27 protein-coding genes and 2 pseudogenes are annotated in these 26,789 nt (G+C 66.7%); 6 read left to right on the top strand and 23 right to left on the bottom strand.

Annotated elements, in window-relative coordinates; translation table 11 throughout:
* Positions 1-2 precede the first annotated feature (2 nt).
* From QM774_RS12695 to QM774_RS12680, 4 genes are all read right to left on the bottom strand, one after another.
* Positions 3-818 (bottom strand): carbon-nitrogen hydrolase family protein, encoded by an 816-nt coding sequence (locus tag QM774_RS12695; RefSeq protein WP_414976218.1) that lies wholly within the window; start codon positions 816-818, stop codon positions 3-5.
* A gap of 40 nt (positions 819-858) precedes the next feature.
* A complete protein-coding gene (locus QM774_RS12690) occupies positions 859-1,572 on the bottom strand; it encodes a class I SAM-dependent methyltransferase (protein WP_414976217.1) in 714 nt (237 codons plus the stop codon).
* 94 nt (positions 1,573-1,666) lie between these two features.
* Positions 1,667-2,179 carry a DUF2505 domain-containing protein gene (locus QM774_RS12685; RefSeq protein WP_414976216.1) on the bottom strand — a complete coding sequence of 171 codons (513 nt, stop codon included), beginning with the start codon at positions 2,177-2,179 and terminating at the stop codon, positions 1,667-1,669.
* Positions 2,180-2,196: 17 nt separating this feature from the next.
* On the bottom strand, positions 2,197-2,685 hold the full coding sequence (locus tag QM774_RS12680; RefSeq protein WP_414976215.1) for a DUF2505 domain-containing protein: 489 nt from the start codon (positions 2,683-2,685) through the stop codon (positions 2,197-2,199).
* 18 nt (positions 2,686-2,703) lie between these two features.
* On the opposite strand from QM774_RS12680, the pseudogene QM774_RS12675 reads away from it, so the two are divergent.
* Positions 2,704-3,788, top strand: a pseudogene (locus tag QM774_RS12675) (UDP-N-acetylmuramate dehydrogenase).
* 158 nt (positions 3,789-3,946) lie between these two features.
* Here QM774_RS12675 and QM774_RS12670 read toward each other — a convergent pair.
* The 14 genes from QM774_RS12670 to QM774_RS12605 form a co-directional block, all read right to left on the bottom strand.
* Positions 3,947-4,150 (bottom strand): dodecin family protein, encoded by a 204-nt coding sequence (locus tag QM774_RS12670; protein WP_414976214.1) that lies wholly within the window; start codon positions 4,148-4,150, stop codon positions 3,947-3,949.
* Positions 4,151-4,274: 124 nt separating this feature from the next.
* Positions 4,275-5,351, bottom strand: coding sequence for an alpha/beta fold hydrolase (locus tag QM774_RS12665; RefSeq protein ID WP_414976213.1), 1,077 nt, complete (start codon positions 5,349-5,351; stop codon positions 4,275-4,277).
* Positions 5,338-6,075, bottom strand: coding sequence for a MerR family transcriptional regulator (locus QM774_RS12660; protein WP_414976212.1), 738 nt, complete (start codon positions 6,073-6,075; stop codon positions 5,338-5,340). Before QM774_RS12660 ends, QM774_RS12665 begins: the two co-directional genes overlap by 14 nt.
* Positions 6,072-6,410 carry a DUF2516 family protein gene (locus QM774_RS12655; protein ID WP_414976211.1) on the bottom strand — a complete coding sequence of 113 codons (339 nt, stop codon included), beginning with the start codon at positions 6,408-6,410 and terminating at the stop codon, positions 6,072-6,074. The genes QM774_RS12660 and QM774_RS12655 overlap by 4 nt, the downstream gene beginning before the upstream one ends.
* Positions 6,407-6,763 (bottom strand): helix-turn-helix domain-containing protein, encoded by a 357-nt coding sequence (locus tag QM774_RS12650; RefSeq protein ID WP_414976660.1) that lies wholly within the window; start codon positions 6,761-6,763, stop codon positions 6,407-6,409. The genes QM774_RS12655 and QM774_RS12650 overlap by 4 nt, the downstream gene beginning before the upstream one ends.
* A gap of 170 nt (positions 6,764-6,933) precedes the next feature.
* Positions 6,934-7,479: a hypothetical protein gene (locus QM774_RS12645; RefSeq protein ID WP_414976210.1), complete on the bottom strand. Its 546-nt coding sequence runs from the start codon at positions 7,477-7,479 to the stop codon at positions 6,934-6,936.
* Positions 7,466-7,942, bottom strand: a complete 477-nt coding sequence (locus QM774_RS12640; RefSeq protein WP_414976209.1) for a hypothetical protein — start codon at positions 7,940-7,942, stop codon at positions 7,466-7,468. The genes QM774_RS12645 and QM774_RS12640 overlap by 14 nt, the downstream gene beginning before the upstream one ends.
* 67 nt (positions 7,943-8,009) lie before the next feature.
* Positions 8,010-8,474 (bottom strand): hypothetical protein, encoded by a 465-nt coding sequence (locus tag QM774_RS12635; RefSeq protein WP_414976208.1) that lies wholly within the window; start codon positions 8,472-8,474, stop codon positions 8,010-8,012.
* A gap of 155 nt (positions 8,475-8,629) precedes the next feature.
* Positions 8,630-9,943 (bottom strand): DUF445 domain-containing protein, encoded by a 1,314-nt coding sequence (locus tag QM774_RS12630; RefSeq protein ID WP_414976207.1) that lies wholly within the window; start codon positions 9,941-9,943, stop codon positions 8,630-8,632.
* 114 nt (positions 9,944-10,057) lie between these two features.
* Positions 10,058-10,675, bottom strand: coding sequence for a hypothetical protein (locus tag QM774_RS12625; RefSeq protein ID WP_414976206.1), 618 nt, complete (start codon positions 10,673-10,675; stop codon positions 10,058-10,060).
* Positions 10,676-10,880: 205 nt separating this feature from the next.
* Entirely contained in the window at positions 10,881-13,175 is a 2,295-nt protein-coding gene (gene metE / locus QM774_RS12620; RefSeq protein WP_414976205.1) for a 5-methyltetrahydropteroyltriglutamate--homocysteine S-methyltransferase, read from the bottom strand.
* Positions 13,176-13,216: 41 nt separating this feature from the next.
* Entirely contained in the window at positions 13,217-14,104 is an 888-nt protein-coding gene (locus tag QM774_RS12615) for a 3-hydroxybutyryl-CoA dehydrogenase (RefSeq protein ID WP_414976204.1), read from the bottom strand.
* Between the two features lie 245 nt (positions 14,105-14,349).
* Complete coding sequence (gene aceA, locus QM774_RS12610) at positions 14,350-15,642, bottom strand: isocitrate lyase (RefSeq protein WP_414976203.1); 1,293 nt, start codon at positions 15,640-15,642, stop codon at positions 14,350-14,352.
* A 370-nt stretch (positions 15,643-16,012) separates the two neighbouring features.
* Positions 16,013-16,771, bottom strand: a complete 759-nt coding sequence (locus tag QM774_RS12605) for a hypothetical protein (protein ID WP_414976202.1) — start codon at positions 16,769-16,771, stop codon at positions 16,013-16,015.
* Positions 16,772-16,810: 39 nt separating this feature from the next.
* Here QM774_RS12605 and ramB point away from each other — a divergent pair, with 39 nt between their 5' ends.
* The 4 genes from ramB to QM774_RS12585 are packed head-to-tail and all read left to right on the top strand — an operon-like array spanning position 16,811 to position 19,858.
* On the top strand, positions 16,811-18,235 hold the full coding sequence (ramB, locus tag QM774_RS12600) for an acetate metabolism transcriptional regulator RamB (protein ID WP_414976201.1): 1,425 nt from the start codon (positions 16,811-16,813) through the stop codon (positions 18,233-18,235).
* 54 nt (positions 18,236-18,289) lie between these two features.
* A complete protein-coding gene (locus QM774_RS12595) occupies positions 18,290-18,841 on the top strand; it encodes a carboxymuconolactone decarboxylase family protein (protein ID WP_414976200.1) in 552 nt (183 codons plus the stop codon).
* A 1-nt stretch (position 18,842) separates the two neighbouring features.
* Positions 18,843-19,529, top strand: a complete 687-nt coding sequence (locus tag QM774_RS12590) for a class I SAM-dependent methyltransferase (RefSeq protein ID WP_414976199.1) — start codon at positions 18,843-18,845, stop codon at positions 19,527-19,529.
* Positions 19,526-19,858, top strand: coding sequence for a cupin domain-containing protein (locus QM774_RS12585; protein WP_414976198.1), 333 nt, complete (start codon positions 19,526-19,528; stop codon positions 19,856-19,858). Before QM774_RS12590 ends, QM774_RS12585 begins: the two co-directional genes overlap by 4 nt.
* A 154-nt stretch (positions 19,859-20,012) precedes the next feature.
* On the opposite strand, the gene lpdA is transcribed toward QM774_RS12585, so the two are convergent.
* On the bottom strand, positions 20,013-21,398 hold the full coding sequence (gene lpdA, locus QM774_RS12580) for a dihydrolipoyl dehydrogenase (protein WP_414976197.1): 1,386 nt from the start codon (positions 21,396-21,398) through the stop codon (positions 20,013-20,015).
* A gap of 94 nt (positions 21,399-21,492) precedes the next feature.
* Between lpdA and QM774_RS12575 the strand changes: the two are divergent.
* Positions 21,493-23,551 (top strand): annotated as a pseudogene (locus QM774_RS12575) (prolyl oligopeptidase family serine peptidase).
* Between the two features lie 79 nt (positions 23,552-23,630).
* Here the strand turns inward: QM774_RS12575 and QM774_RS12570 are convergent.
* From QM774_RS12570 to QM774_RS12555, 4 genes are read right to left on the bottom strand one after another with little or no spacing between them, the layout of a single operon-like run.
* Positions 23,631-24,437, bottom strand: coding sequence for a hypothetical protein (locus QM774_RS12570; protein ID WP_414976196.1), 807 nt, complete (start codon positions 24,435-24,437; stop codon positions 23,631-23,633).
* A gap of 7 nt (positions 24,438-24,444) precedes the next feature.
* Positions 24,445-25,398, bottom strand: a complete 954-nt coding sequence (ppk2, locus tag QM774_RS12565) for a polyphosphate kinase 2 (RefSeq protein WP_414976195.1) — start codon at positions 25,396-25,398, stop codon at positions 24,445-24,447.
* Between the two features lie 21 nt (positions 25,399-25,419).
* On the bottom strand, positions 25,420-25,863 hold the full coding sequence (locus tag QM774_RS12560; RefSeq protein ID WP_414976194.1) for an SRPBCC family protein: 444 nt from the start codon (positions 25,861-25,863) through the stop codon (positions 25,420-25,422).
* 5 nt (positions 25,864-25,868) lie between these two features.
* Positions 25,869-26,702: a tyrosine-protein phosphatase gene (locus tag QM774_RS12555; protein ID WP_414976193.1), complete on the bottom strand. Its 834-nt coding sequence runs from the start codon at positions 26,700-26,702 to the stop codon at positions 25,869-25,871.
* Positions 26,703-26,789: the final 87 nt, after the last annotated feature.

Below are 26,789 nucleotides of genomic sequence, written 5' to 3'. Positions count from 1 at the left end.
CTCTAGTCGGTCGGGTCCTGGGCCGGAATGTCGCGCCGGTTGTCCAGGACGGCGGTCGCAGCGCGTGCACGCTCCACGACGGCCAGGTCCAGCTCGTGTACCCCGGACTGGCGCCCGGGGCCGTAATCGGCGACAACGCTACCGAAAGGATCTGAGATTCGGCTATGACCCGTGCCGGTGGGTGCCGGCGATTCGGCGACCGCCGGATCGCCGGGCAGCGCCTGGTCGACGGCCACCACGTAGCTGCCGCTGTCGAGTGCGCGCGCACTGGTCAAGAGTCGCCACTGCTCGAGCTTGCCCGGGCCGGCACCCCAGGAGGCCGGCACGACGATGACCTCGGCGCCCCGCCGGGCGAGTTCGGTGAACAGTTCCGGGAACCGGATGTCGTAACAGGTCGCGACCCCGACCCGGCGTCCGGCGACGTCCACGACGACAGGTTCGGCACCCGGCGCGACCGTCGACGATTCGGTGAATCCGAACGCGTCGTACAGGTGGATCTTGTCGTAGCCGCGGACGGGCTGTCCGGGCACCGCGATCACGAGCGTGTTGTGGACGCGGCCGTCCCCGGCCGGGGTGAACATGCCGGCGATCACGGCCACCCCGGTCTCGTCGGCGGCGGCTTTCACACCGGTGGCCCACGGTCCGTCGAGGGGTTGGGCGACGGGTCCGAGCGGCACCCCGAACCGGCACATCGTGGCCTCCGGGAACACGACCAGGTCGGCGCCGTCGGCGGCGGCGCGCTGCACTTCGGCTTTCACCAGCGCAAGGTTCTCGTCGGGGTCCTCCCCCGAGTTCACCTGCGCGATCGCCACCTTCATGCGTTCGATCGTACGGGCCGTGGCGTGGGATCGTTCCGACCTACCGGGGCGCGACGTACGACCACGGGACGGTCAGCACGTTGTCGACGGAACGCCCACGACGGTCGGCCTGGACCGGGACACCCTGCTCGGCGAGGAGGTCGAGGGCGTGACGCCATCGGATGCGGGGACCGAAGGGTTCATGGCCGGCGCAGACGTCCCAGGCACGGTCGGCGGCGGCGAGCAGGTCGTGGATCGGTTCACCCGGCACGTTGCGGTGGATGAGTGCCTTCGGCAGCCGTGGGGCGAGATCGGAGGGCCGGTCGGTGTGCGCCGGCGCCCACGACAGCGTCAGTTCCTGCGGGCCGGTGGCGTCGAGCAGAATCCAGCAGGCGCGCCGCCCGATCTCGTCACATGTCCCCTCGACGATGAATCCGTCCGGGTCGAGTGCCTCACGTATGCGCGCCCAGGCTCCGGGCACCTCGTCCTCGTCGTACTGGCGCAGCACGTTGAAGGCACGCACCAGGCGGGGTTTCAGCCCGGCCAGTTCGAAGCCGCCCAGCGCGAACCGCACCCCGTCGCGGGCAGGCACGATGCGGTCCGGATCGATCTCCAGTCCGACCATCGCGATGTCCGGGACCACCTCGCGCAACCGGGTGGCGAGTTCGATCGCGGTGTCCGGGCGGGCGCCGTACCCCAGGTCGACGGCCATCGGAGCCGTCACGGCGCGGAGGGCGTCGACGATCCGCCGGTCGTGACAGATCCACCGATCCACCCGCCGCAGACGATTGATGTTCGTCGTGCCCCGGGTGATCCGGCCGGTGGGCGGTGCGGCCCGCTCACTGCGTTCCCGGCGCCGATCAGGTTTGTCAGTCGAGGTTCTTCTCCACCCAATCGCGCGTGAACTCGGCCTCCGCACGGAACAGATCGACCAGATTCACCAGCATCATCTGTTCGAGCTTGCCGTTGATGAACGGCACGTACACCTTCACCTCGGTGGTCTTGCGGACCGTGCAGCCGGTGTCCGACCGCGTGAGCAGCTGACGGCCCTTCAACGAGCCGGGGCCGGCCGGAATCGACGCGGTGTAGGTGCCTTCGGTGGTGGACGGGTCGAAAGCCCCGAAGGTCTCGACCCGCGTGATGATCATGTCTTTGCCGACGACGGTCTGCGCCAGCGGCGGCAGCATCTCCTTCGGGATGCCCTCCTTGAGGACCACCCGCATGCCGTCCGGCCCGGACGTGAACTCGTCGACCTCGCAGATCGGGGTCAGCATCCGGAAGCCGGCGGTCAGATCATCCCAGTACCCGCGCTCCGACTGCGCGCGGTACAGCTTCTCCGGGGAGAAGTGGTAGCGCGCCGAGTAGGAGAGTCGTCGTGCCATGAGCTGCTAAGAGAGCGTCAGGACTGCTGGATCTCGACGGTCGCGTCGCGCTCGGCGTCCAGAAGATGCTGGACCTGCTCGATGACGGCTTTCTCGATGCGGCCGCCGACCAGCGGGATGCTGACTTCGGTGGTGCCGGTGTAGGTGGCGGTGGCCGGGTCGCCGGTGATGATGATGTCGCCGTGGATCTTGGCGGGCGCACCGCTGACCGAGGCCTCCATGGCGCCGATGATGGTGTCGCCGGCGTTGGTGAACTCGATGCTGCGCGGGATCTCCAGGTCGCCCGGGCGCACGGCGGTGATCGCCGACGGCAGATCGGACGCCGAGATGCCCTGCTTGGTGGTCACCTTGACGGTGTCGCCGTCGTGCGAGAACTCCTCGACGCTGCCGAGGTCGTCGTTGGTGCGCGCGATCAGCGCCTTCCAGTAGTCCTCACTGGAGATGAGGTCCCACATCTGCGCGGTGGAGAAGGGGTAGCTGACCGAGTAGTCGAAGTTGCTCGCCATGGGTGTCAGGCTACCGTTATCGGTGTGAGTGATGCGCAACCGACCGGCCCTCTCCTGGCCGAATACACCACCCTTCGCCTCGGCGGTCCCGCCCGCGAGGTGGTCCGCGCCACCAACACCGCCGCCTTGATCACCACGATCGCGCGCCTCGATCACGCCGGCGAACCGGTGCTGCTGATCGGCGGCGGATCGAACCTGGTGATCGGCGACGACGGCTTCGACGGCACCGCGGTGATCATCGAGACCCCCGGGCATCGAGTTCGGCACGGACGACGACGGCGAGCGCTACGTGACCTGCGAGGCCGGGACCGATTGGGATGCGCTGGTGGCGGCCACGGTCGCCGAGGGCTTGGGCGGTCTGGAATGCCTGTCCGGGATTCCGGGTGCCGCGGGCACGACGGTGGTGCAGAACGTGGGCGCCTACGGCGTCGAGGTGGCCGATGTGCTTCGTCGCGTCCGGGTGATGGATCGTGCCACGGGATCAGTCGAATGGGTGAGCCCGGACTGGCTGCAGCTGGCCTACCGGACGAGTCGGTTGAAGGGCACCGACACCCATGTGGTGCTGGCCGTCTCGTTCCGCCTGACCCCGGGCGTCTCCGCCCCGATCCGGTACCGCGAGCTGGCGCGCACCCTGGGCGTGGACGAGGGTGCGACCGCCGAGCCGTCGACGGTCCGCGACACCGTTCTCGGGCTGCGGCGCGGCAAAGGCATGGTGCTCGACGCCGACGACCATGACACGTGGAGCGCCGGATCGTTCTTCACCAATCCGATCGTCCCGGAGGCCGAGCTGCCGGCGATCCTCTCGAAGATCACCGCGAAGGTGGGCCCGGAATGCCACGATCCCCCAGTTCCCCGGCGATGCCGGAGTGAAGCTGTCGGCGGGCTGGCTGATCGAGCGCGCCGGTTTCACCAAGGGTTACCCCGGCGACGACGCCCCGGCACGCCTGTCGACCAAACACACGCTGGCACTCACCAATCGCGGTTCGGCCACCACGGCCGACCTGGTCGCGCTGGCGGCGCAGGTGCGCGACGGTGTGCGCGACGCGTTCGGCGTCAGCCTGCACCCGGAGCCGGTGTTCGTCGGGTGCGCGCTCCCCGACTGAACGTCATACGCTCCTTGAGCCTGTCGAAAGGAGCCTCGCTTCGACAAGCTCAACGAGCGAGTGAGTCTCGCTTCGACAAGCTCAACGAGCGAGTGGGCCTCGCTTCGACAAGCTCAACGAGCGGAGCAGCCCGGCTCAAGGAGCGGACGTGGTGAGTATCAGTCGTCGAGGATGAAGGTGATCTTCAGGGCGACGCGGTACGCGGTGATCGCACCGTTCTCGATGTCGACTTTCTGGCTCTCGATCCACGCACCTTGCACGTTCTTGAGGGTCTTGTTGGCGCGGTCGATCGCGGTCTGGATGGCGTCGTCGAAGCTGGTGGCGCTCGATGAGATGACTTCGGTGACACGTGCGACGGACATGGACACTCCTTGTTTCGGTGGTCCGCGACCGGTTTCGGTCGCGGTACCTCCGAGTCTGCGCCGGTCGGCGGTGCCGCGCTCCGCTTCGAGTCAAGTCGTCGACCCGAGTTGGTCTGCCCGTCGACTACGCGAGGACTCCGGCGATCACCGCGTTGAGGTCTTCGTGGCGCTCGATGGGCAGCATGTGCCCGGTGTCCGGGTAGGTGATGTAGTCGCGCAGCACGCCGTTGCGGTCGAGGACTCCGGCCATGAAATCCGAGTGCAGCGGCGGGGTGAGCAGGTCGTCGGTGCCCACGAGCACCGTCGTCGGCACCGACAGTGCTTCCAGTCCGCCGACCAGGTTCATGCCGTACATCGCCGAGCCCCAGGCGGCGCGTGAGCGCGGCGAGCAGCGGGCGATCATCTCGTCGCAGAAGTCGACGTGCGCGGCACGGGCTTTCGGCGCGAGCGCCAGGTAGTGCGTCATGCGCGAGGAGAACTTGTTGCTGGGCAGGGGGACCGGGGTTCCCAGGAAGATGCGGCCCATGATGGGTTTCACCGGGTCGGCGACGCCGGCGAGGCTGGTCGGGGTGAGCAGTTGTTCTTGCACCACTTTGCGCGGCGTCGTCGACACGAGCACCACCTGCGAGACCCGTTCGGCCATCCGTCCGCCGAACTGCTGGGCCCACGACATGATCGACATGCCGCCCATGCTGTGGCCGACGAGGATGGCCCGCTTGCCTTCGGGCACCGTCTCGGAGAGCACGCGCTGCAGGTCTTGCCCGAGGGTCGCCGGGGTCACTTTGGTGCGGCCCATCTCCGACAGCCCGTGGCCGCGCTGGTCGTAGGCGATCATCGGGCGGTCGGCGGCGAACCGGTTGAACTGCGGGTTCCAGAATCGGGTGCTGCACGTCCAGCCGTGTATGAGGACGAGGACGTCGTCGCCGGGGTGGTCGTCGATGTTCAGCGACGATTCGACGTGCAGGAGGGTCCCGTCGTCGGTGGCGACCACCGAGGATCGGGTGAGGTGTGCGGGGTTGTCGAGGGCCGGGTCGGGGCCGTCGTCGATGGGTGGCGGGAAGGCGGCCGCGGCCCGCACGATGCCGCCGGCGAGGACCGTGAGGTCTGCCGCGACGAGGCCGGTGGCTCCGGCACCGAACGCCAATGCGCCCTGGACGGCTCGTGACCGCAGGGCTGTACGGACCAGATCAGACGCCGCCATCGCCGGCCCCCTCGTCGTAGAGCTTGTTCGCCTGCGCGATCGCGCGGGAGATCTCGGTGTCGAGCGCCTTGGCGAAGGTCGACTCGACGATTTCGTGGGCCATGGGCCGCACGGTCTGGATCAGTTCGGCGAGCTTGGCGACCTGTCCTTCGGACAGGTTCGGCAGGTTCTCGTCGAGGTACTTGTCGGTGATCATCGAGATGAAGTTGTGGGCGACGTCGGCCAGGTCTTGTTCGACGTTGACCCAGCGGTCGAGCAGATCGTCGACCTCGATGCCGTTCTTGACGAGTGCTTCGGCGCCTTCCAGCAGCTCGGGGTTGCGCACCGCGAAGTGGGCCCCGTCTTTCGTCAGGAGTCCGAGTTTCTGGCTGAGTTTGATGGCGCGGTCGTCGGCGTTCAGCGATTTGCGCAGTTCGGTGACGGTGATGGTGGCGGCGCGTTTGAGGTTGCGCAGGCGGCCGGGTTTCGGCTTGTCGCGCAGCACGTGCTCCACCTTCATGCCGTGGTGGGCGGCGGTGAGGAGTTCGCTGATGGTGGCGAACGTGTAGCCGCGTTCGAGGAGCCGGGTGATCAGGTTGAGCCGGACGAGGTGTTCTTCGGAGTACCAGCCGGTGCGGCCCCGGACTTCGGGTGGCGGCAGCAGTCCGCGGTCCTGGTAGACGCGGATGTTGCGGACGCTGACTCCGGAGACGTCGGAGAGTTCGTTGATCCGGTACTCGGTCATGCGGCTTTCCGGAACCACGACTTGCCTTGGATCTCATCGGTGCGCGGCCGGATCTCGACCAGGTAGACGATGATCCCGACCATGGCGGCGATGAAGATCATGAAGGCGAGGGGCCCGAAGATCATGGCTACTTCACCGGAGAACGCCGCCACCAGGGTCGAGATCGCGAGGACCGCGATCCAGAAGCCTTTGCTCTTGGTGTCGATGGCGGTGAAGGCGTCGGGGCGGGTGAAGATGACGTGCACCAGCGAGACGAGGCCGGCGAGGGCGGTGATGAGGTAGATCGCCAGAGTGAGGTAGCTGGTGAATCCGACGACGAAGTGGCCTAGTGTCACGATTCCAGCCTATCTCCGGCGCCCGCCGGTGCCGCCGTTCCGGCGTTCTCGTTGCGGAACGAGTCGTAGATCTCCAGCAGCATCTGCTTCTGCCGCTCGTTGATCGAGTCGTCGACGAGGAGGGCGTCACGGACCGGGCTGGCCGGCCGTTCTTCGAGGATTCCGGCGCGGACGTAGAGCACTTCGGCCGAGACCCGGAGGCCTTTGGCGATCTGGGCGAGGACGTCGGCGGACGGCTTACGCAGGCCGCGTTCGATCTGGGACAGGTACGGGTTGGAGACGCCGGCCCGTTCGGCGAGCTGGCGCAGCGACACCTGTGCCGACATCCGCTGCGACCGGATGAAGCCGCCGATGTCCGACGCGGCGTTGGCGACGGCGTCCTTGGGTCCGAGGCTCTCGCCCTGCGAATCCTCGGCGCGGTCGTTCGCGACGGAGTCCTTGTCCTTGTTGATCACGGAGTTCCTCACTACTCGCCCCCGATGCTAGCAAGTGCAAGCAACGGCGGCGCGCGGCGAGGACAGGGTCATGCTTTGAGTGCCAAGCGGACCGCTTTGCGGATCGGACCACTGTTCAGGAACTCGTCGAGATCGGTCCACACCTGGTCGTCTGGGGTATAGCCGAACCCCATCGCCAGTATGAGGGTCGGGAGCAAATCGCCCCCCAACTGGGCGTAGTCGTCAACCGACGGGACGTATGTCTCGCTTATCGTCTTGTCAAAGAAGGTGACGATTCTCTCGGAGTCAGCAGTGGGGTCGATCGCGTGCACGCGCGGGAGAACTCCAGCCGTCACAGCAGCGGCGACCCGCCGAGAAGTGAAAAACTCTTGTCGCCCGCGGTCGTCCTGCGTGAAGTTCGAGCCGTACCGCGCGATTTGATTCAGTCGCATGAAGACGAACATCACAGCTTCGACATACAGGTGCATGTGAGGGGAGTCCAGCAGCCTCCTCTTGAACTTCGTTGCAACCGCAATTCGGTCGTCTGACGTGGATACCTCTTTCCAGGTCAGATCGATCAGGTTCGCAAGCCGCAGGCGGTCGCCTTCTGGTTTACGCCTCTTAGTCCAGGCCATAGTTGCTCCTAGCCAGTTCATCGACCTTGATCAGCACGTCCACAAAGTCAGACCAGCACTCGTTGTCGAAGACGTCGATCCCGTAAAGGAATACAACCCAGCCGGCGAGAGCTTCTCGTGACTCCCGCTGATCTGCGGTCTCATCGATCAGAGACAAGGGGGGAGACGGCTTCATCTTCAATATACAGTCGACACTGAATTGAAACTCGGCGATCCCACACCCAATGGTCGACTTCACTACCGGGTACAAGCTTGATACGTACGAGGCCAGCACCGAGTACCTGGGATCGTCCCCCATCACGTCCAGGAGAATGCGCTCCGCATATACATGAGTCGCGATATACCAAGTGGATGATTCCGAGTCGTCCTCAAATGACCTAAGGCTTTGTTGGGTGAGAGGAACTCCCGAACTGACCTCTCGACATAGTTCACGGAGTTCCGTGATCTTCTCTTCGCTAATCATCTTTCACCCCTAAGCCAGAAGTAGATCGCCTTCAAGGCCTTCGTGGCATTCAGTAAACACTCATGAATCACTCAGCCAGCGCTTCTTGGTCCCACACGGCGCGTCGCTTCGACTGGCACAGCTCGTTAGCGACTGCGTCGGCTATCTCTCGCACCAACTTCTTACGGCTTTCCACGTCCGCACGAGGGCGAAGCACAAAGGCGTAGACGGTCCCCAGAATCAGAATCATCACCATCAGTGAGGTGGTAACCGCATCCGGATATCCCGCGGAGAAGTCGACTGTCATCGCAACGAACCATGCGGCCGTGGCGAGGACCCAGCCGTAGGCCTGCGCGACATCGGGAGCCCAGTCCTTGCGCCGCCAAGTCACAGTCACTGCAAGCAACGACAGCACACCCGCCGCTGTCACTAGACCGGTCGGGTCGATGTCGTCCGCCCGCGTCCCGAACAGGAGCTCGCGAGCCGAAACTGACAGGAGCACGACTGCGATGAGCGTGACGAGCAAAACAACAAGTCGGGTAGCGGCAGACATACGAATCCTCTTCTTTCTGCGGATATGGGATTCGCGTAGTGCTACACACCTACGACAATTCACGCGAACCGCCTCCTTTCGACAAGCTCAAGGAGCGGGGTTGAGCCCAGGAGCGGGGGCGGGTCGAGAAGCGGCGGCCGACGGAACAGGCCCGGTCAGTGGAACAGCAGGACCGAGAAGGTGTAGATCGCCAGACCGGCCAGTGAGCCGACGACTGTGCCGTTGATCCGGATGAACTGGAGGTCGCGGCCTACCTGCAGTTCGATCTTGCGGCTCGTCTCCTCCGCGTCCCAGCCGCGGACCGTCTCGGTGATGACCGAGATGATCTCGCTCGCATAGTTCTCGGCGACGTGCCGGGCGGCGCGGGCCACCCAGCTGTTCATCTTGTCCTGCAGCGGCACATCCTCCTGGATGCGCTCGGCGAGCTGCACCACCGAATCGGAGACCGAGGTGCGCAGGGTCGACTTGGGGTCGTCGAGCATCTGCTGGATGACGGCCTTGCCGGCCTGCCACGCGGTCGACGCGGCATCCCCGACCTCTTCACGCCCGAGAAGATCGTTCTTGATGCCCTCGAACTTGTCGATCATGGCCGGATCGTTCTGCAGGTCGTCGGCGAACTTCCGCAGGAAGTCGTGCATGGCGACACGCAGATCGTGGTTGGGGTCGGACCGCACCTTGTAGGTGAACTCGGTGAGCTCGCGGTAGATCCGGTCGCCGAGCAGATTGTTGACGAACTGCGGCTTCCACGACGGGCCGATGTCCTGGTCGACGATGCGGTCGATCAGCGGCTGCGAACTCAACGCCCAGTCGTGGGCGCGGTCGCACACCACCTGCAGCACCGGTTCGAGTCGGTCCTCGTCCACCAGCTGTTCCAGGATCCGGCCGACCGGCGGGGCCCACAACGGTTCGGCAGCCCACTTGAGGAGCGCCTGGATGAACCGTTCGACGTCCTCGTCCTGAATCATCTCCGAGACCAGCCGGATGCCGCGCGACACCTCCTCGTTGATCTGGTCCTTGTTGACCGGATCAGCGAACCAGCCCGACACCCGGCGCGGCAGATCGAGGCTGACGACGCGTTCCTCGATGACGTCGGGCGTCATGAAGTTCTCTTGGATGAAGTCCCCGAGCTGGTCGCCGATCTCGTCCTTCTTCCGCGGGATCAGCGCGGTGTGCGGGATGGGCAGGCCCAGCGGGTGACGGAACAGTGCGGTGACCGCGAACCAGTCGGCGAGCGCACCCACCATGCCGGCCTCCGACGCGGCACGCACATAGCCGACCCAGGCGGCGACGTTCACGCCGTCGCGGTGCTCCAGCCATCGGGTGAACAGGTAGATCACGGCGGCGACCAGCAGCATGCTGGTCGCCAGCATCTTCATTTTCCGCAGGCTGCGGACGCGCTCCGCGTCCGGCTCGGACAGACCCGCGGGACCGCTGGGCGCGGACGGGGTCGTCGGCAGGGTGCTCGTCATGGCATCAGTGTCTCACCGAACCCGCCGGGAAAAGGACGAAGCCCCCGCACCGGACGGTGCAGGGGCTTCGACAAGTGCCGGGCTACGCCCGCTCGCAGGCGGGCGGCGCGACGATCACTTGGTGGTGGCGGCCTTCTTGACGGTCGCCTCAGCCTTCTTGGCGGTGGCCTTGGCCTTGGTGGCGGTCGACTTGGCGGTCGCCTCAGCCTTGGTGGCGGTCTTGGCGACGGCGGCCTCAGCCTTCTTGGCGGCACCCTTCACGGCGTCCGCGGCATCCTCGACAGCGCCCTCGACGTCGTCGACGGCCTCACCGAACTCGACGCCGACGATGGCGGCGAACTTCTTGGCGGTCTCGCTGGCGCGCTCGATGGTGCCCTTGACGCGCGGCTGGTCGGTCAGACGCTCCACGGCGCTGTCGCCGCGCTCGGTCAGGGTGCTGTACAGGCCGGTGACGCGCTCGACGGCCGGAGCGGCGGCCTCCTGGAGACCCTCCTTGCTCAGCTTGCCCTTGAGCTCGTCGACGGTCAGCTTGGCCTTGAGGGCCTCGTAGTCCAGCTCGCCCTGCAGGTCGGTGATCGCGGTCTGCACCTTGGCGGGCAGCTCGTTGATCAGGCCTCCGAAGCCCTCCTCGCGGAGGCGCTCGATGATCTGCTCGACCTCGTGGCGGACGGTCTCGCCGACGCCGACGACGGCGAGGACGGGGGCGGGGAGGTTGCGTTCGGTGGTGCTCATGGCATCTCCTTCTTCGATCCGCGTCACTCCCTGCGGATGGGCCGCAAGGTCCGGATCTGGTTGTTCGGACATGCTTAGTAAAACCTGGTCTTGCTAACAGTTGCAAGCACTTTGCTAACGCTTGTGGGATATGTCACCCCAGGTCAGGACCACTATTTGAAAATGCTGTTAGCCAGATCAGTAAGCGGACCACGGACCGTGCAGGTCAGGACGACATGCGACGGCGCTGACGGCGGGCCGCCGCGACCATGTTCCGCAGCGAGGGCTCCAACTGCCAGTAATGCCGCGTCTTGAGCCCGCCGTCCGGGTTCACCCACAGACGCTCCGGCGGAATCACCTCGGCGGCCCGCCGGATGCGCTCATCGATCTCGGCGATCTCCGGGATCACCGCACTCCGGCTCTCGTAGACGCCCGGGCCCACACCGCGCTCGATCAGATTGCCGTGCTCCACCAGCTCGTCGAGCACCCAGTCGATGCGACGCGTCGCCACGATGGACGTCACGTCCGCGTCCAGCGCATTGAACGCCTCGACCACCTTCTGGATCGACGAATACCCCAAATGCGTGTGGATCTGGGTCTCCGACTTCGCGCCACCGGTCGCCAGCTTGAACGCCGCGACCGCCCAGTCCAGATAGCCCTCACGACCGCGCTCACGCAGCGGCAGCAGCTCACGGATCGACGGCTCGTCCACCTGGATGATCTTGATGCCGGCCTTCTCCAGATCGGCCACCTCGTCACGGATCGCCAGAGCCAGCTGCTCGGCCGTCTCGTACAACGGCTGATCCTGCCGCACGAACGACCGCGCCAGCATGGTGACCGGACCGGTCAGCACCGCCTTGACCGGCTTGTCGGTCAACGACTGCGCATAGGTGATCCACTCGATCGACATCGGCTTGGTGCGCTTGACGTCGCTGTAGAGGATCGGCGGCCGCACGAAACGCGAACCATAGACCTGCACCCAGCCCTGGTGGGTGAACGCGTACCCGTCCATCAGCTCGGCGAAGTACTGCACCATGTCGTTGCGCTCGGCCTCGCCGTGTACCAGGACGTCGAGACCGATGTCCTCCTGCAGTTCGATGACGCGCTTGATCTCCTCACGGAGCCGGTCGGCGTACTCGTCCCACGTCAGACGGCCCTGGCCGTAGTTGTAGCGCGCGTGCCGGACCTCGTCGGTCTGCGGGAACGAACCCAGCGTGGTGGTCGGCACCGGCGGCAGACCCAGCGCCTTCTCCTGCGCCTTGCGGCGCTCCTCGTACGGAGCGCGCTCACGCTGATCGGGACGGATGTTCGCCACCCGCTGCCGGACGTCGTGCTTCAGCTTGAAGTGGACGGTCGCCGGACGGGTGTACCAGTGCTCGGGGGCGCCGTCGGCGATCGCCTTCGCCAGCACCACCACCTCGCCCACCTTCTGCTTGGCAAACGACAGACGGTCGGCGACGTCGCCGGGGATGTCCGGCTCGATGAGCTTGTCGACCGGCACATGCATCAGCGTGCACGAGGTGGACACCACCAGATCGGGGATGTGCTTCTTGATCTCCAGCAGGTAGTCCAGCTTGCCGCCCTTGGCGGCCTTCCAGACGTTGCGGCCGTCGATGACACCGGCATACAGGCGCTTGCGTTTGAGACCGGGCACCTTGGCCAGCTGCGCGGCACTGATCGGCTCGCTCACCAGGTCCAGGCCGATGGCCTCCACCTTGGTGCCGGCCAGGATCGGCAGCGCCGGACCCAGATCGCCGTACTCACCGGTCACCAGGATGCGCGGACGCACCGACGCGGCGGACAGCTTGTCGTAGGCGCGCCGCAGCGCAGCCAGCTCCTCCTCGGTCCGGTCACTGGTGAACGCCGGCTCGTCCAGCTGCACACACTTGGTGTTCTGCTTGGCCAGCTTCTCCAGCAACTCGACGTAGACCTCGACGAGATCGTCGAGCCGGTCCAGCGGAGAGAAGTCCTCCGGGGCGTCGGCCGGCGGCGCGCTGAGCAGCAGCAGACTCACCGGGCCCAGAATGATCGGGCGCAGTTCGATGCCCTCGCTCTTCGCGCGCTTGTGCTCGTCCAGCAGCAGCTCACTCAACAGCGGGAACGTCGACAGCGAGAACTCGTGATCCGGCTCGATGATCGGCTGCCGGTAGTAGTAGTTCGTGTTGAAGAACTTGCGCAGCTCCAGCGGCGGATAGCCCTGCTTGCCGCGCGCCATCACGAAGTACTGATCGATCGGCTCCAGCTCGTCGGCGAGCGGCGCGAAACGGCTGGGCACGGCACCGAACATCAGCGCCGCGTCCATGACGTGGTCGTAGAACGAGAAGTTGTTGCCCGGCACCTGCTCGAGGCCGGTGGCCGCGAGCTCACGCCGCGTGCCGTCGGCCAGATCACGGACGGCCGCGAACAATTCGTCGCGGCTCACCGTGCCGTGCCAGTAGCCCTCCAGCGCGAACTTCAGCTCACGCCGGGCACCGATCCGGGGATACCCCAGGATCGACGAGCCGTATTCGATCTCCGTCATAGCTCGACCCTATCCGCGTGTCGTGACCGTCACCGGTCGGGTCAGGCCTTGGCCGACCCGTTCTCGCCGTACACGTAGAAACCGTGGCCCGACTTCTTGCCGAGGCGGCCGGCCTCCACCATGCGCAGCAGCAGCGGCGGCGGCGAATACAGGGGCTCCTTGAACTCCTCGTACATCTTGTCGGCGATCGCCTTGACGGTGTCCAGACCGACCAGATCGGTCAGCTTCAGCGGACCCATCGGGTGGGCGCAGCCGAGCACCATCGCCTTGTCGATGTCCTCGACGGTGGCGAAGCCCGACTCGACCATGCGGATGGCCGAGAGCAGGTACGGCACCAGGAGCGCGTTGACGACGAAGCCCGAGCGGTCGGCCGAACGGACGACCTCCTTGCCCAGAACGTCGTGCGCGAAGGTCTCGGCGCGCTCGGAGACGGTGTCGGAGGTCATCAGGGTGGTGACCAGCTCGACCAGCGGCAGCACCGGCACCGGGTTGAAGAAGTGCATGCCGATCACGCGGGAGGCGTTCTCGGTCGCCATGCCCAGCTTCATGATCGGGATGGAGGAGGTGTTCGACGCGAGGACGGCGTTCGGGTCGGTGACGACCTTGTCCAGCTCGCGGAAGATCTCCGTCTTGATGTCCTCGTCCTCGACGATCGCCTCGACCACCAGCTGGCGGTCGGCGAAGTCGCCGAGGTCGTCGGTGAAGCGGAGGCGCCAGGTGGCCTGCTCGCGCTCACGCTCGGTCAGCTTGCCGGACGCGACACCGCGGTCGAGCGAGCGGAGGATCCGGGCGCGGCCGGCGGCACCGAGCTCACGGGTGGATTCGTAGACGAGCACATCGGTGCCCGCTCGGGCGCACACCTCGGCGATGCCGGCGCCCATCTGACCGGCACCGATGATGCCGACTCGCGAGATCTTCTCACTGGCCATTGTCGTCTCCTGCTTGATCGACGTGTCGCCGGCGACGCCGACGGGGACTCCGCGAAGAGTCGGGAAGTTTGTGGGGAGGTGAGTGGGGTCCGAGTGTTCTCGGGTGGTTCAGCGGCCTGCCGTCGCGGCGGCCCGGCTTCCGGCGGGAAGCCCGGGAAAGACAGCGATCCCGGGGCGGGCACGGGTGGTCCCCGTGCCGTGCCCCGGGATCGTCATCGTCAAACCCTCGTCAGAGAGGTGAGTTCCTAGTGGAACTGACCCTCTTCGGTGGAGCCCTTCAGGGCTGCGGTCGAGGTGTTCGGGTCGACCGTGGTGGCGATCTTGTCGAAGTAGCCGGCACCGACCTCACGCTGGTGCTTGGTGGCGGTGTAGCCGCGCTCCTCGGCAGCGAACTCGCGCTCCTGCAGATCGACGTAGGCCGACATCTGGTTGCGGGCGTAGCCGTAAGCCAGGTCGAACATCGAGTAGTTGAGGGCGTGGAAGCCGGCCAGGGTGATGAACTGGAACTTGAAGCCCATCGCGCCGAGCTCGTTCTGGAACTTGGCGATGGTGTCGTCGTCCAGGTGCTGCTTCCAGTTGAAGGACGGCGAGCAGTTGTAGGCCAGGAGCTGGTCCGGGAACTCCTCGTGGACGCCGTCGGCGAACTTCTTGGCGAGCTCGAGGTCCGGCTTGCCGGTCTCCATCCAGATCAGGTCCGCGTACGGGGCGTAAGCCTTGGCGCGGGCGATGCAGGGCTCGATGCCGTTCTTCAGGTTGTAGAAGCCCTCAGAGGTGCGGTCACCGGTGATGAACGGCTTGTCGCGGTCGTCCACGTCCGAGGTGATCAGGGTGGCGGCCTCGGCGTCGGTACGGGCGACGACGACGGTCGGCACGTTGGCGACGTCGGCGGCCAGGCGAGCCGAGGTCAGGGTGCGGATGTGCTGCTGGGTGGGGATCAGCACCTTGCCACCGAGGTGGCCGCACTTCTTCTCCGAAGCCAGCTGGTCCTCCCAGTGGGTACCGGCGGCGCCGGCCTGGATCATGGCCTTCTGCAGCTCGTAGACGTTCAGGGCGCCACCGAAACCGGCCTCACCGTCGGCGACGATCGGCACCAGCCAGTTGTCGACCGAGGTGTCGCCCTCGACGCGCGAGATCTCGTCGGCGCGCAGCAGAGCGTTGTTGATGCGGCGAACGACGGCCGGAACCGAGTTGGCCGGGTACAGCGACTGGTCCGGGTAGGTCTGGCCCGCCAGGTTGGCGTCGCCGGCGACCTGCCAGCCGGAGAGGTAGACGGCCTTGAGGCCGGCGCGGACCTGCTGAACGGCCATGTTGCCGGTCAGGGCGCCCAGCGCGTTGATGTAGGAGTCGTCACCCTTGGTCACGCCCTCCCACAGGACCTCGGCGCCACGGCGAGCGAGGGTGTGCTCCTCGACGACCGTGCCCTGGAGCTCAGCAACCTGCTCAGCGGTGTAATCGCGGGTGATGCCCTTCCAGCGCGGGTTGGTGTCCCAGTCCTTCTGGATCTCCGCGGCGGTACGGGGCTGTCCGACGTTGCTCATAAGCCTTCGCTTTCTTCTCCACTGCTGTGCAGTGACTTCGGGTTCGGGCGGATCCTGTCGACGCTGCCCGGTTTTGCTAACTGGTTCGCGTCTCGAGGCAATGCCTTGCCCCACTGTGCCACACGACAAATATGCAGGTCTAGGCCGAAAGCGTTGTAAACTATGACCAGGTTTTCACCTGGTTTTGCAAAGTTTGTGAATCGAGGGAGGGTCCTATGATTCACAGGAACTCTAAAAAGTACGCGCGTACTGGGAAAACCGTGACGGCGTCTCGCCGTCCGGTGCCGGCCCGGCCGCGACGGCGCGCGTCCACCGGCCCCCGCGGCACGGCGCCGCGTGTGGGCCACCTCACACGAGGCCCGGTGACAGGTCAGCTCGCGGCGCGATCGACCGCGTTCTGCACCAGCTGGACGAACGACCCGTCCGACATCGGCGGCTGGAAATCGGCCGGCACCTGCTTGAGCACACCCTGGTCCACCGTCGCCAGATTCAGCTGCACCGTGACCTTCGAACCGTCCTTGCGGCGCACCACCACATTCGACAGCAGCGCGCTGCGCACACGCACCCCCTGGTCGGGCAACGTGGTGACACTGTCCGACCGGACCACCAGCTCGTTCTCGACGGCGTCGCCGGTCGGCCCGGGCAGCTCCGTCGTCGTGGTCACGATGTGCGAGCCGGCGAGCGTGCCCTTCGTCGGCTCGGCCGTGACGACCCGGCAGACACCGGTCGTGGCACGACGATCCGCGTCGACGTCACGGACGACGCTGCTGATGGTCTCCGACAGCGTCCCGGCATCCGAGCTCGCCACGATCAGCACGGTGTTCGCGTCGTTCAGCTGCGGATTGAAGGCGGCATCGGCGGTCGGCGTGCACTCGTCGGGCGAGAAGGTCACCGACGCAGCCTGGTCGAGGGTGGAACGGTTCGAGGCGATGAGGTCGTCGACCGACGCGGGCACCACCGTGTACCCATCCGGGATCTGCTCGACGTTCAGCACCAGATCGGTGAGCGGACGCTGCTTGTCGCCGCCGTCGCCGCACCCGGCCGCACCGGCCACGACGGTTCCGGCACACAGCGTTGCGGCGACCACGCGCACCGGGCGCGACCAGCAGGACACAGAGAGAATCGACACGCGGCCACCGTACCGGCACCGCGCCACCGGAGGAACACGATGAGCAAGACCTACGTCGGGTCACGTCTGCGCCGGCTGCGCAGCGAACGCGGCCTGTCACAGCAGGAGATGGCCAAGACCCTGGGCATCTCGGCGTCCTACCTCAACCAGATGGAGCACGACTCCCGGCCGCTGACCGCGTCGGTCCTCGGCCGGATCGGCGAGGTGTACGGCATCGACGTCGCCTTCTTCGATCCGCAGGACGAGGTGCGGCTGATCGCCGAACTGCGGGAGGCACTGCTCGACGAGGACCTCGACAGCGACCCCGCGGCCAGCGATCCCGCCGAGATCAGCGCCATGGTGCACGGCCACCCGGCGGTCGCCGACGCGATGGTGAACCTGCACCGGCGGCTGCGCCTGGTGTCCGAGCAGCTCGCCGCCGTCACCTCGGGCCGCAGCGATCCGGGCCTGCGCGGCTCGATCAGCGCGCCGCACGAAGAGGTGCGCAACTACTTCTACAACCGGCACAACTACATCCACGAGCTCGACGTCGCCGCCGAGGATCTGACCTCCCGCATGCGCATGCACTCGGCGGACATCCGGACCGGTCTGGCCGACCGGCTCGAAGACGTGCACGGCGTCAACATCGTGCGCCGCGTCGATCTCGGCGACAACGTGCTGCACCGCTACGACCCGGAGGCCCGCCGCCTCGAGTTCTCCGCCGCCATGTCGCCCGGTCAGCGCAGCTTCCGGGTGGCCGCCGAACTCGCCTACCTTGAGTACGGCGACCTGATCGACCAGCTCGTCGCCGAGGGCGCGTTCACCACCGACGACGCGGTGAAGCTGGCCCGGCAGGGTCTGGCCAACTACTTCGCCGCGGCCGCCAACCTGCCGTACGGCCAGTTCCACGGTGCCGCCGAAGACTTCCGCTACGACATCGAACGCCTCTCCGCGTTCTACTCGGTGTCGTACGAGACGGTCTGCCACCGCTTGTCGACACTGCAGCGCCCCAACCTGCGCGGGGTGCCGTGGACGTTCGTCCGGATCGACCGCGCCGGCAACATGTCCAAGCGGCAGTCGGCGACCAGCTTCCACTTCTCGGCCAGCGGCGGCACCTGCCCGCTGTGGAACGTGTACGAGACGTTCGGGTCGCCCGGCAAGATCCTCACCCAGATCACCGAGATGCCCGACGGCCGCGAATACTTCTGGATCTCCCGGACCGTGGAGCGTCGTGCCGCCCGCTACGGCCAGTCCCCGAAGACGTTCGCGATCGGCATGGGCTGCGAGCTGCGGCACGCCGGCCGCGTCATCTACTCCGACGGCTTGGAGATCGGCTCGGAGGCGCGGGTGACCCCGATCGGCGCGGGCTGCCGCGTCTGCGACCGGCCGAACTGCGCTCAGCGCGCCTTCCCCCCGCTGGGCGCCGAACTGAAGATCGACGAGCACCGCAGCACCGTCTCCCCCTACATGAGCACCGACCGCTGACCGTCCGTCCGACTCGAAGTGATGCGGCCCACAGATCGGCTACCGTCGAGCAGCATGAGCACTCCACGCGTCACGCCCGGCAAGCTCCGGGAGCTCGGGCCGGTCAACTGGGCGATCGTTCAAGTGATGGGCGCCGCCCAGAAGGCCCCCGACCCGCACATCTTCGCCACCCTCGGCCGCAGCAAAGGCCTGTTCCGCGGCTGGCTGTACTACTCGGGCCGCATGATGCCGTTCGGTGAACTCTCCCGCAAAGAGACCGAGATGATCATCATCCGCGTCGCGCACCTGCGGAACTGCGAATACGAACTCGACCACCACCGCCGGCTCGGCGCCAAAGCCGGCATCACCGCCGACGACTTCACCCGGATCCTCGACGGCCCGGACGCCGGCTGGGGCGACCGGGAACGCGCACTGCTGCAGGCCGCCGACGAACTCGTGCAGACCAAAGACGTCACCGACGCCACCTGGGAAGCCCTGCGCCGGCACCTGACCGAACGCAAAGCCATCGCCTTCCTGCTGCTGGTCGGCAACTACGACTCGCTGGCCACCACCATCTCCACGCTGCGGATCGAACGCGACCACTTCCGCGACCCCGCCGCCTTCTGACGTGCAGTCCATCGCCGAACGGCTCATGCACAACCCGGTCTTCACCCGGGTGTACACCGGCATCTGGCGGCCCCTCTTCACGCGCGGCTTCAGTCTCGGCGGCACCGAGACCCTCGACTACGACCGAGCCCTGCGCGCCTACCTCGGACGCCCCGGCGAACGGCAGGTGCTGGACGTGGCGTGCGGGCCCGGCAACTACGCCGTCGACGCCTCCCGCGGCCTGACCGGCGACGGCCGGTACATCGGTCTGGACTTCTCGGCGTCGATGCTGGCGGAGGCGCAACGGCTCCTTTCGACAGGCTCAAGGAGCGGGACAGGCTCAAGGAGCGGACCGTGGGTGTTCGTGCGCGGTGACGCGCACGCGCTGCCGTTCGGCGACGACACCTTCGACACCGTCACCTGCCTGGCCGCGCTGTACCTGATCCCCGACCCGCTGGCGGCCCTCGACGAGATGGTGCGCGTGACGCGTCCCGGTGGCGAGCTGATCGTGTTCACCTCGGTCCGCGCCTCCGTCGCCGCCCTGCCCGGAGCCGATCTGGTGACCGGCCTGTCGGGCCTGAAGATCTTCGGACGCCGGGAACTCCTCGACCGGCTCGACGCCCTCGGACTCACCCAGATCGAACAGACCATCACCGGCGTCGGACAGTACGTCCACGCACGCAAACCATCCGCCGGGGAACCCTCATGAGCGATGACCGCCCCTGGGCGTTCCTGACCGGACTGGCCGACCCGAACACCGACGACACCGGCGAACGCCCCACCGTGACCGTGCTGCACCGCGGCGACACCGAGACCGTGATCCGGCTCGCCTTCCTGTCCGGTCAGACCATGCCCGACCACACCGCAGCGCACCCGATCGTCGTACTCGGCCAGGACGGCACCATCACGTTCACCGTCGACGACACCGCTCACCGGCTGGTGCGCGGCACCGCCATCCGGGTCGATGCGCGCGTGCCGCACTCGTTGCGCGCCGACACCGACGCGACCGCGACGCTGATCGTCGTGCACGGTTCGTAGGAGGCGTGGTTTCGACACGGACGACGTCCACGCTTCGCGCGGTCGGCGTCCGGCTCAACCGTCGGACTTCACGCCTGACTCGACGGTTGAGCCGGGTCGCCGCCGGAGCGCAGCGACGGCGACGCCCCGTGTCGAAACCCGCCGGACGGGCCCGTCACAAATTGATCATGTGCCCGATCGCACCGTGGAAGGTCTCCTGCAGGGCCTCACTCATCGTCGGATGGGTGTGGACGTTGCGGGCCAGTTCCTTGGCGGTCAGATCCCACTTCTGGGCGAGCGTCATCTCCGGCAACATCTCCGAGACGTTGTCGCCGACCGAATGCCCGCCGAGCAGTTCGTCGGTGTCGGCGTTGGTGATCAGCTTGACGAAGCCGGCGGTGGCCGCCAGGCCCTGCGCCTTGCCGTTCGCCGAGAACGGGAACTTGGTGACCTTGACGGTGTAGCCCTCGTCCTTGGCCTGCGCCTCGGTGAGTCCGAACGAGGCGACCTGCGGCTGGCAGAACGTGGCGCGCGGCATCATCCGGTAGTCGCCGAGCGTCATGGTCTCGGCGCCGGCCATCGTCTCGGCGGCCACCACACCCTGCGCCTCGGCCACATGGGCCAGCTGCAGCTTGGCGGTGACGTCACCGATCGCATAGATGCCGGGCACGTTGGTCCGCATGTGGTCGTCGATGTCGATGGCGCCGCGCTCGGTGAGCTTCACGCCGGTCTTCTCCAGGCCGTAGCCCTCGGTGCGCGGTGCGAAACCGACCGACATGAGGACCTTGTCGACGGTGAGCGTGCCTTCGGCGCCCTTCGGGTCCTTGTAGGTGACGACCACCTTGTCGCCCTGGTCGTCGACGGTCTGCACGGCGGTACCGGTGAGGATCTTGACGCCCAGCTTCTTGTACTGCTTGGCGATCTCCTTGGAGACGTCCTCGTCCTCGTTGGGGAGCACCCGCGGCATGAACTCGACGATGGTGACGTCGACGCCGTAGTTGGCGAGCACGTACCCGAACTCCATGCCGATGGCGCCGGCACCCACGATGACGATCGACTTCGGCAGATCGCGGGTGAGGATCTGGGTCTCGTAGGTGACGACGTTGTCGCTCAGCTCGACACCGGGCAGCAGACGCACCGTCGAGCCGGTGTCGATGATCAGGTTGTCCCAGGTGATCTGCCGGTCACCGACGACGAGGGTCTTCTCGTCGGTGAACGTGCCGTAGCCGTCGATCTCGGTGATCTTGTTCTTCTTCATCAAGAAGTGGACGCCCTTGACGATGCCGTCGGAGACGCTGCGGCTGCGATCGAACGCGGCACCGAAGTCGAAGGTGACGTCACCGCTCATGCCGAACGTCTTCGCCTCGTGGTTGAAGACGTGGGCCAGTTCGGCGTTGCGGAGCAGCGCCTTGGACGGGATGCAGCCGACGTTCAGACAGACACCTCCCCACCACTTCTCCTCGATGACGGCGGTGGTCATGCCGAGCTGAGCGGACCGGATCGCGGCCACGTACCCACCCGGACCTGCTCCCAGGACAACGGTGTCGAAGTGTTCACTCACGGGTCCCAACCTACCCCTGTGCCTTCGACGTCGCAGGACCCCTCCGACCACCGGCGTGCACGGCGCGATCGGCGGCAATGGCTAGCCTGGTGCCGTGGCTACCGAGCAGACCGACGACCCGTACCTGTGGCTGGAAGACGTGACCGGCGACGAGGCCCTCGACTGGGTGCGCGCCCACAACGAACCGACGGTCGCCGACCTCACCGGGTCGCCGAGGTTCGCCGAACTGGAGGCGCAGACCCTCGAGATCCTCGACACCGACGACCGGATCCCGTACGTCCGGCGCCGCGGCGACCACCTCTACAACTATTGGCGCGACGCCGGCCACCCGAAAGGCCTGTGGCGGCGCACGACGCTCGAGTCCTACCGGACCGAGGACCCCGAATGGGATGTGCTGATCGATCTCGACGCCCTCGCCGCCGAGGAGGACGAGAACTGGGTGTGGGCGGGTGCGGCCGTCAACTACCCCGAACGCGACCGCGCACTCGTGTCCCTCTCCCGGGGCGGGGCCGACGCCTCCGTGGTCCGCGAATTCGATCTGGAATCGCACACCTGGATCAGCGCCGCGGACGGCGGCTTCGAACTGCCCGAAGCCAAGTCGAGCATCTGCTGGATCGACCGCGACACCGTGTACGTCGGCACCGACTTCGGCGCAGGTTCGCTCACCTCGTCCGGCTACCCGAGGATCGCCAAACGCTGGACGCGCGGCACCCCGCTCACCGAGGCCGTCACCGTCTTCGAAGGCGAGGAGACCGACGTCGCCGCGGGGGCGTCGTACGACCACACCCCCGGCTACGAGCGGCACTGGCTGTCGCGGTCGACGGACTTCTTCAACTCGCTGAACTACGAACTGCGTGCCGGCGCCGGGAGCGCAGCGAGCGGGCCGAATGAACACGGCGAGCAGATCCTGATCGACGTGCCCACCGACGCCCACTTCTCGGTGCGGCACGACTGGCTGTTCGTCATGCCGCGATCGGACTGGGACGCCGGCAGCTATCCGGCCGGCAGTCTGCTCGTATTCGACTACCCGTCGTTCCTCGACGGCGACCGCACCGCCACCGTCCTGTTCACCCCGGACGCGCACACCAGCCTGCAGGACTACACCGTCACCAAGTCGCGACTGATCCTCACCACCCTGCGCGACGTCGCCACCCGCATCGACGTCCTCACCCTCGGGGACTGGAAGCCCGCCACCCTCGACGGGGTGCCGGACCTGGCGACCGTCGGCGTGATCGACGCCGACCCCGACGACTCCGACGAGATCTGGCTGAGCTGCAGCTCGTTCACGCAGCCGCCGAGCCTGCTCTACGGCGACGCCACGTCGTCGGTGTCGACACTCAAGTCGACGCCCGCCTTCTTCGACGCCTCGACCGTGTCGGCGCAACAGTTCTTCGCCACCTCCGACGACGGCACACAGGTGCCGTACTTCGTGATCAAACGCGACGACGTCACCTCCGGGCCCACCCTCCAGTACGGGTACGGCGGATTCGAGAACTCGATGACCCCCAGTTATCTGGCGGTCGCCGGACGCAGCTGGATCTCCCGCGGCGGCATCTACGTGATGACCAACATCCGCGGCGGCGGCGAATACGGCCCCACCTGGCATACGCAGGCCCAGAAGGCCGGACGGCATTCTCGTCTACGAGGACTTCGCGGCCATCGCCCGCGACCTCGTCGACCGCGGTCTCACCACACCGCGACAGCTCGCCGCGCAGGGCGGATCCAACGGCGGCCTCCTGATGGGCGTCATGCTCACCAACTATCCGGAACTGTTCGGGGCACTCGTCTGTCAGGTACCGCTGATCGACATGAAGCGCTACCACCTGCTGCTGGCGGGGGCATCGTGGATGGCCGAGTACGGCGACCCCGACGACCCCGAGGAATGGACGTTCATCAGCGAGTACTCGCCGTACCAGCGGGTGTCCAAAGACGCCGACTACCCGGCGCTGCTGGTCACCACCTCCACCCGCGACGACCGCGTGCATCCCGGTCACGCCCGGAAGCTCGTCGCGCGGCTCGAAGAATACGGTCACCGCCCGCTGTACTACGAGAACATCGAAGGCGGCCACGGCGGTGCCGCGGACAACAAGCAGGCCGCGTTCAAATCGGCCCTCGCCTACGAGTTCCTCTGGCGGACCGTCGGCGACGGGTGAACGTCGCTGGGTTTCGACACGGGACCTCGGCTAGCGCCTCGCCCCCGGCTCAACCATCGGGGGAAACCCCTCTCGTCGGTCAGCGGCGGGTGGCGACGCCGGCGATCACGCCGATGATCACCGCGGCCACACCTGCGACGGCGGTGATCACCGACACCGACGTCAGACTCGACAGGATGTCGTGGGTGACCAGCTGGATGGTGCGCTGCGCGGGCAGCGGTTCCGGCGATTCGCTGCTGACGACCAGCCGCTCGCCGTACCAGGCGATGAACCAGCCCACCGCGCCGCCGATGATGCCGCCGATGCCCAGCCACGCCAGCACGGCGCCGCGGCGCCGGCCGAACAGCAGCGCCACCACGGCGCCGCCGATCGCGGCGATCACCGACACCCAGGCCGCGATGCGGACGATGTCGCCGGGCTGCTTCAACTGTCCGGCCGTCAGATCGGACTGGTCCATCTCGATGGTGACGGCCTGATTCACCTTCACCGGAATCGGCGATCCCTGCAGCACCCGATTCACCATCGGCGTGATGTTCAAGTCCATGGTGTCGGTCTTCTGCCCGGGGGCCGGCTCGGTGAACAGCCAGTCGTGCTGCTGGCGGGCCACCTCGGCGAAGTCGGCGGCGAACGCCGGGCTGCGCGTATACGACTGCGCGAGCGGCTTGGCCGCCGTGCCGGCCGCCGAGACTCCCGAGGCCTGCGCGATCTGGGTGGAGATCTGCTCGGCGAAGAAGTCCTGCACCTCGCGGTCATGGGCGGCCTTGGAGGCCGAGGCGGCGAAGCCGTCGGTGTCGACGATGTGCCGTTCGCCCCACACGGTGGGAACGGCGACGACGATGCCGAGGATCGCGATCAGGGTCGCAAGGAAGGTGACGAGTCCACGCATCCGGCGCTCACTCCCCGATCGTGTCGCGGGCACGGGCGACGATCTTCGGGTCGGGTTCGCCGACCAGTTCGTGATCCTTGCCGTCGTACTCGTGCAGGCTCAGCACGTACCGCATGGCGTTGATGCGGGCCCGCTTCTTGTCGTTGCTCTTCACCACGGTCCACGGCGCCCAGTCGGTGTCGGTGTGGGAGAACATGTTCTCCTTCGCGTCCGTGTACGAGTTCCACCGGTCCAGCGACGCCAGATCCATCGGCGACAGCTTCCACTGACGCACCGGATCGATCTGCCGGATGGCGAATCGGGTGCGCTGCTCGAGCGGGGTCACCGAGAACCAGAACTTGACCAGCTGGATGCCGTCGTCGACGAGCATCTTCTCGAAGGCCGGAGCCTGTTCCAGGAACGTGTCGTACTGGTCTTGGGTGCAGAAGCTCATCACCCGCTCGACGCCGGCGCGGTTGTACCAGGAACGGTCGAAGAAGATGATCTCGCCGGCTGCCGGCAGATGCCGGACGTACCGCTGGAAGTACCACTCGGTGGCCTCCCGCTCACTCGGCTTCTCCAGCGCGATGGTGCGCGCACCGCGCGGGTTGAGGTGCTCGTTGAATCGTTTGATGGTGCCGCCCTTGCCGGCGGCGTCCCGGCCCTCGAAGACCAGCAGGTGACGGATGCCGTTCTGTTTGGTCCATTTCTGGAGCTTCAGCAACTCCACCTGGAGCGCACGCTTGGTGCTCTCGTATTCGGCGCGATCCATGCGCTCGTCGTACGGGTAGTCCTCCCGCCACGTGTCCACCACGTTGCGTTCGGGAAGGGTCAGCAGAATCGGATCGTCGTCATCGTCGTCGACGACGGCGAAGCCACTGGTGTCGGTGAGATCGACGAGGTCCTGCAGTGCTTTGCGGCCGGAGACCTTGCTGAGGTCCGGGCCGACCTCCAGGGTGTGCGGGTCGAGGTAGTCAGTCACGGCTACAGCGTAACGTCGCGATCACTCCGCGGCTCGGCGGACCGCTTCGGCGGTGAGGCCCTTCTTCGCCGTCTCGACGGCGGCCTTCTGCCCCTGCTTGACCAGGAGCCCGGGCAGCTTGATCTTGAGATCCACCTCGAGGTCGAACCGGACATGCGTGGTGGTGTCGCTCGTGGCGGTCAGCGTGTACTTCCCGTGCTGCTTGGACAGCTGTCCGCTCTCCACCAGATCCCAGGAGCAGGTGTGTTCGGTCCACGTGTAGTCGAGCACCTGGGTGTCGGTGATGCCGGCGAGGCTGACGGTGATCTCGCAGCGGTCCGGGGTGCCGTCGTCGTGGGTGGACAGGATCTTCGCCGACTTGTGCGGACCCGACCAGTCGGGCAGGGCGTCGACGTCCATCAGAACCTCCATCACCACGGCGGCCGGTGCATCGATGTCGAACTCGGTGTGTGCGGAGACGCTCATCGTTCTCAGCCCTTCAGGAACTTGTCGCGCAATGCGTTCTGCTTGTCGGCGTCCAGGCCGAGTGCCTGACTGAAGTAGCCGGGCACGTCGGTGTAGTTCTTCTCCAGCTCGTCGAATGCCGCGTCCAGGTAGGCCTTCTCGACGCCGAGGAACGGCACCACCTCCGCCTCGGTTCCGCCGGCGGCCACCCATTTGTCGGTGACGCCCTTGAGTGCCGGCAGCAGACGCTCATTGGTGAGCAGGTAGTCCTTGTAGACGTCGGCGCGGTCGACGCCCATCAGGGAGAGGAACGACGCCGCCGCCCAACCGGTGCGGTCTTTGCCGGTGGTGCAGTGGAACAGGGCCGGCTGCCGGTCCTGGTGCAGGAGCCCCTCGTAGAAACGCCGGTACGCCTTCCGGCCGCTGTCCGACGACACCATCGAGCGATAGCTGTCCGACATCTTGCCGACGACGTCGATGGACTGCATCTTCTCGCGCAGCGCCGGCAACTGGTCGGGATCGGCGAGCGCAGCGTTCATCTGCGCCGGCATGGCCGAATCGGCCGAGTCGGCGCCGGCCAGGTCGGCGAGGACGTCCAGGTGCAGGTCGGCGACACCGTCCATCTTCGGATCGGGTGTCTGCGCGATCTCGCTGGTCATGCGGAGGTCGTACACGGTCTTGAGCGGCACCTGCGCCAGCACGGTCGACGGATCGGTGACGGCCCGGAAGTCGGTGGAACGGAACAATCGGCCGTATTCGACGGGGCGGCCGGCATCCCCCTTCCACCCGCCGAGGTCGCGCAGGTTGGGAAGCGTGGTCAGCGGGCTCGGGGCGCCGGGCGTGGTGGGGTTCCAGGTCATGCACACGACTCTAGTGATGGCGAGTGCGCGGTGTCAGGAGTCCACGAGGCCCGGAATTTCGAGTAGCCGACTACGCGCGCGGTCCGG

Source organism: Gordonia sp. (in: high G+C Gram-positive bacteria) (assembly GCF_047600565.1).
Lineage (GTDB): Bacteria > Actinomycetota > Actinomycetes > Mycobacteriales > Mycobacteriaceae > Gordonia.
Note: the sequence above shows the minus strand (reverse complement) of the source record. Positions and strands in the feature narration are given on the sequence as shown.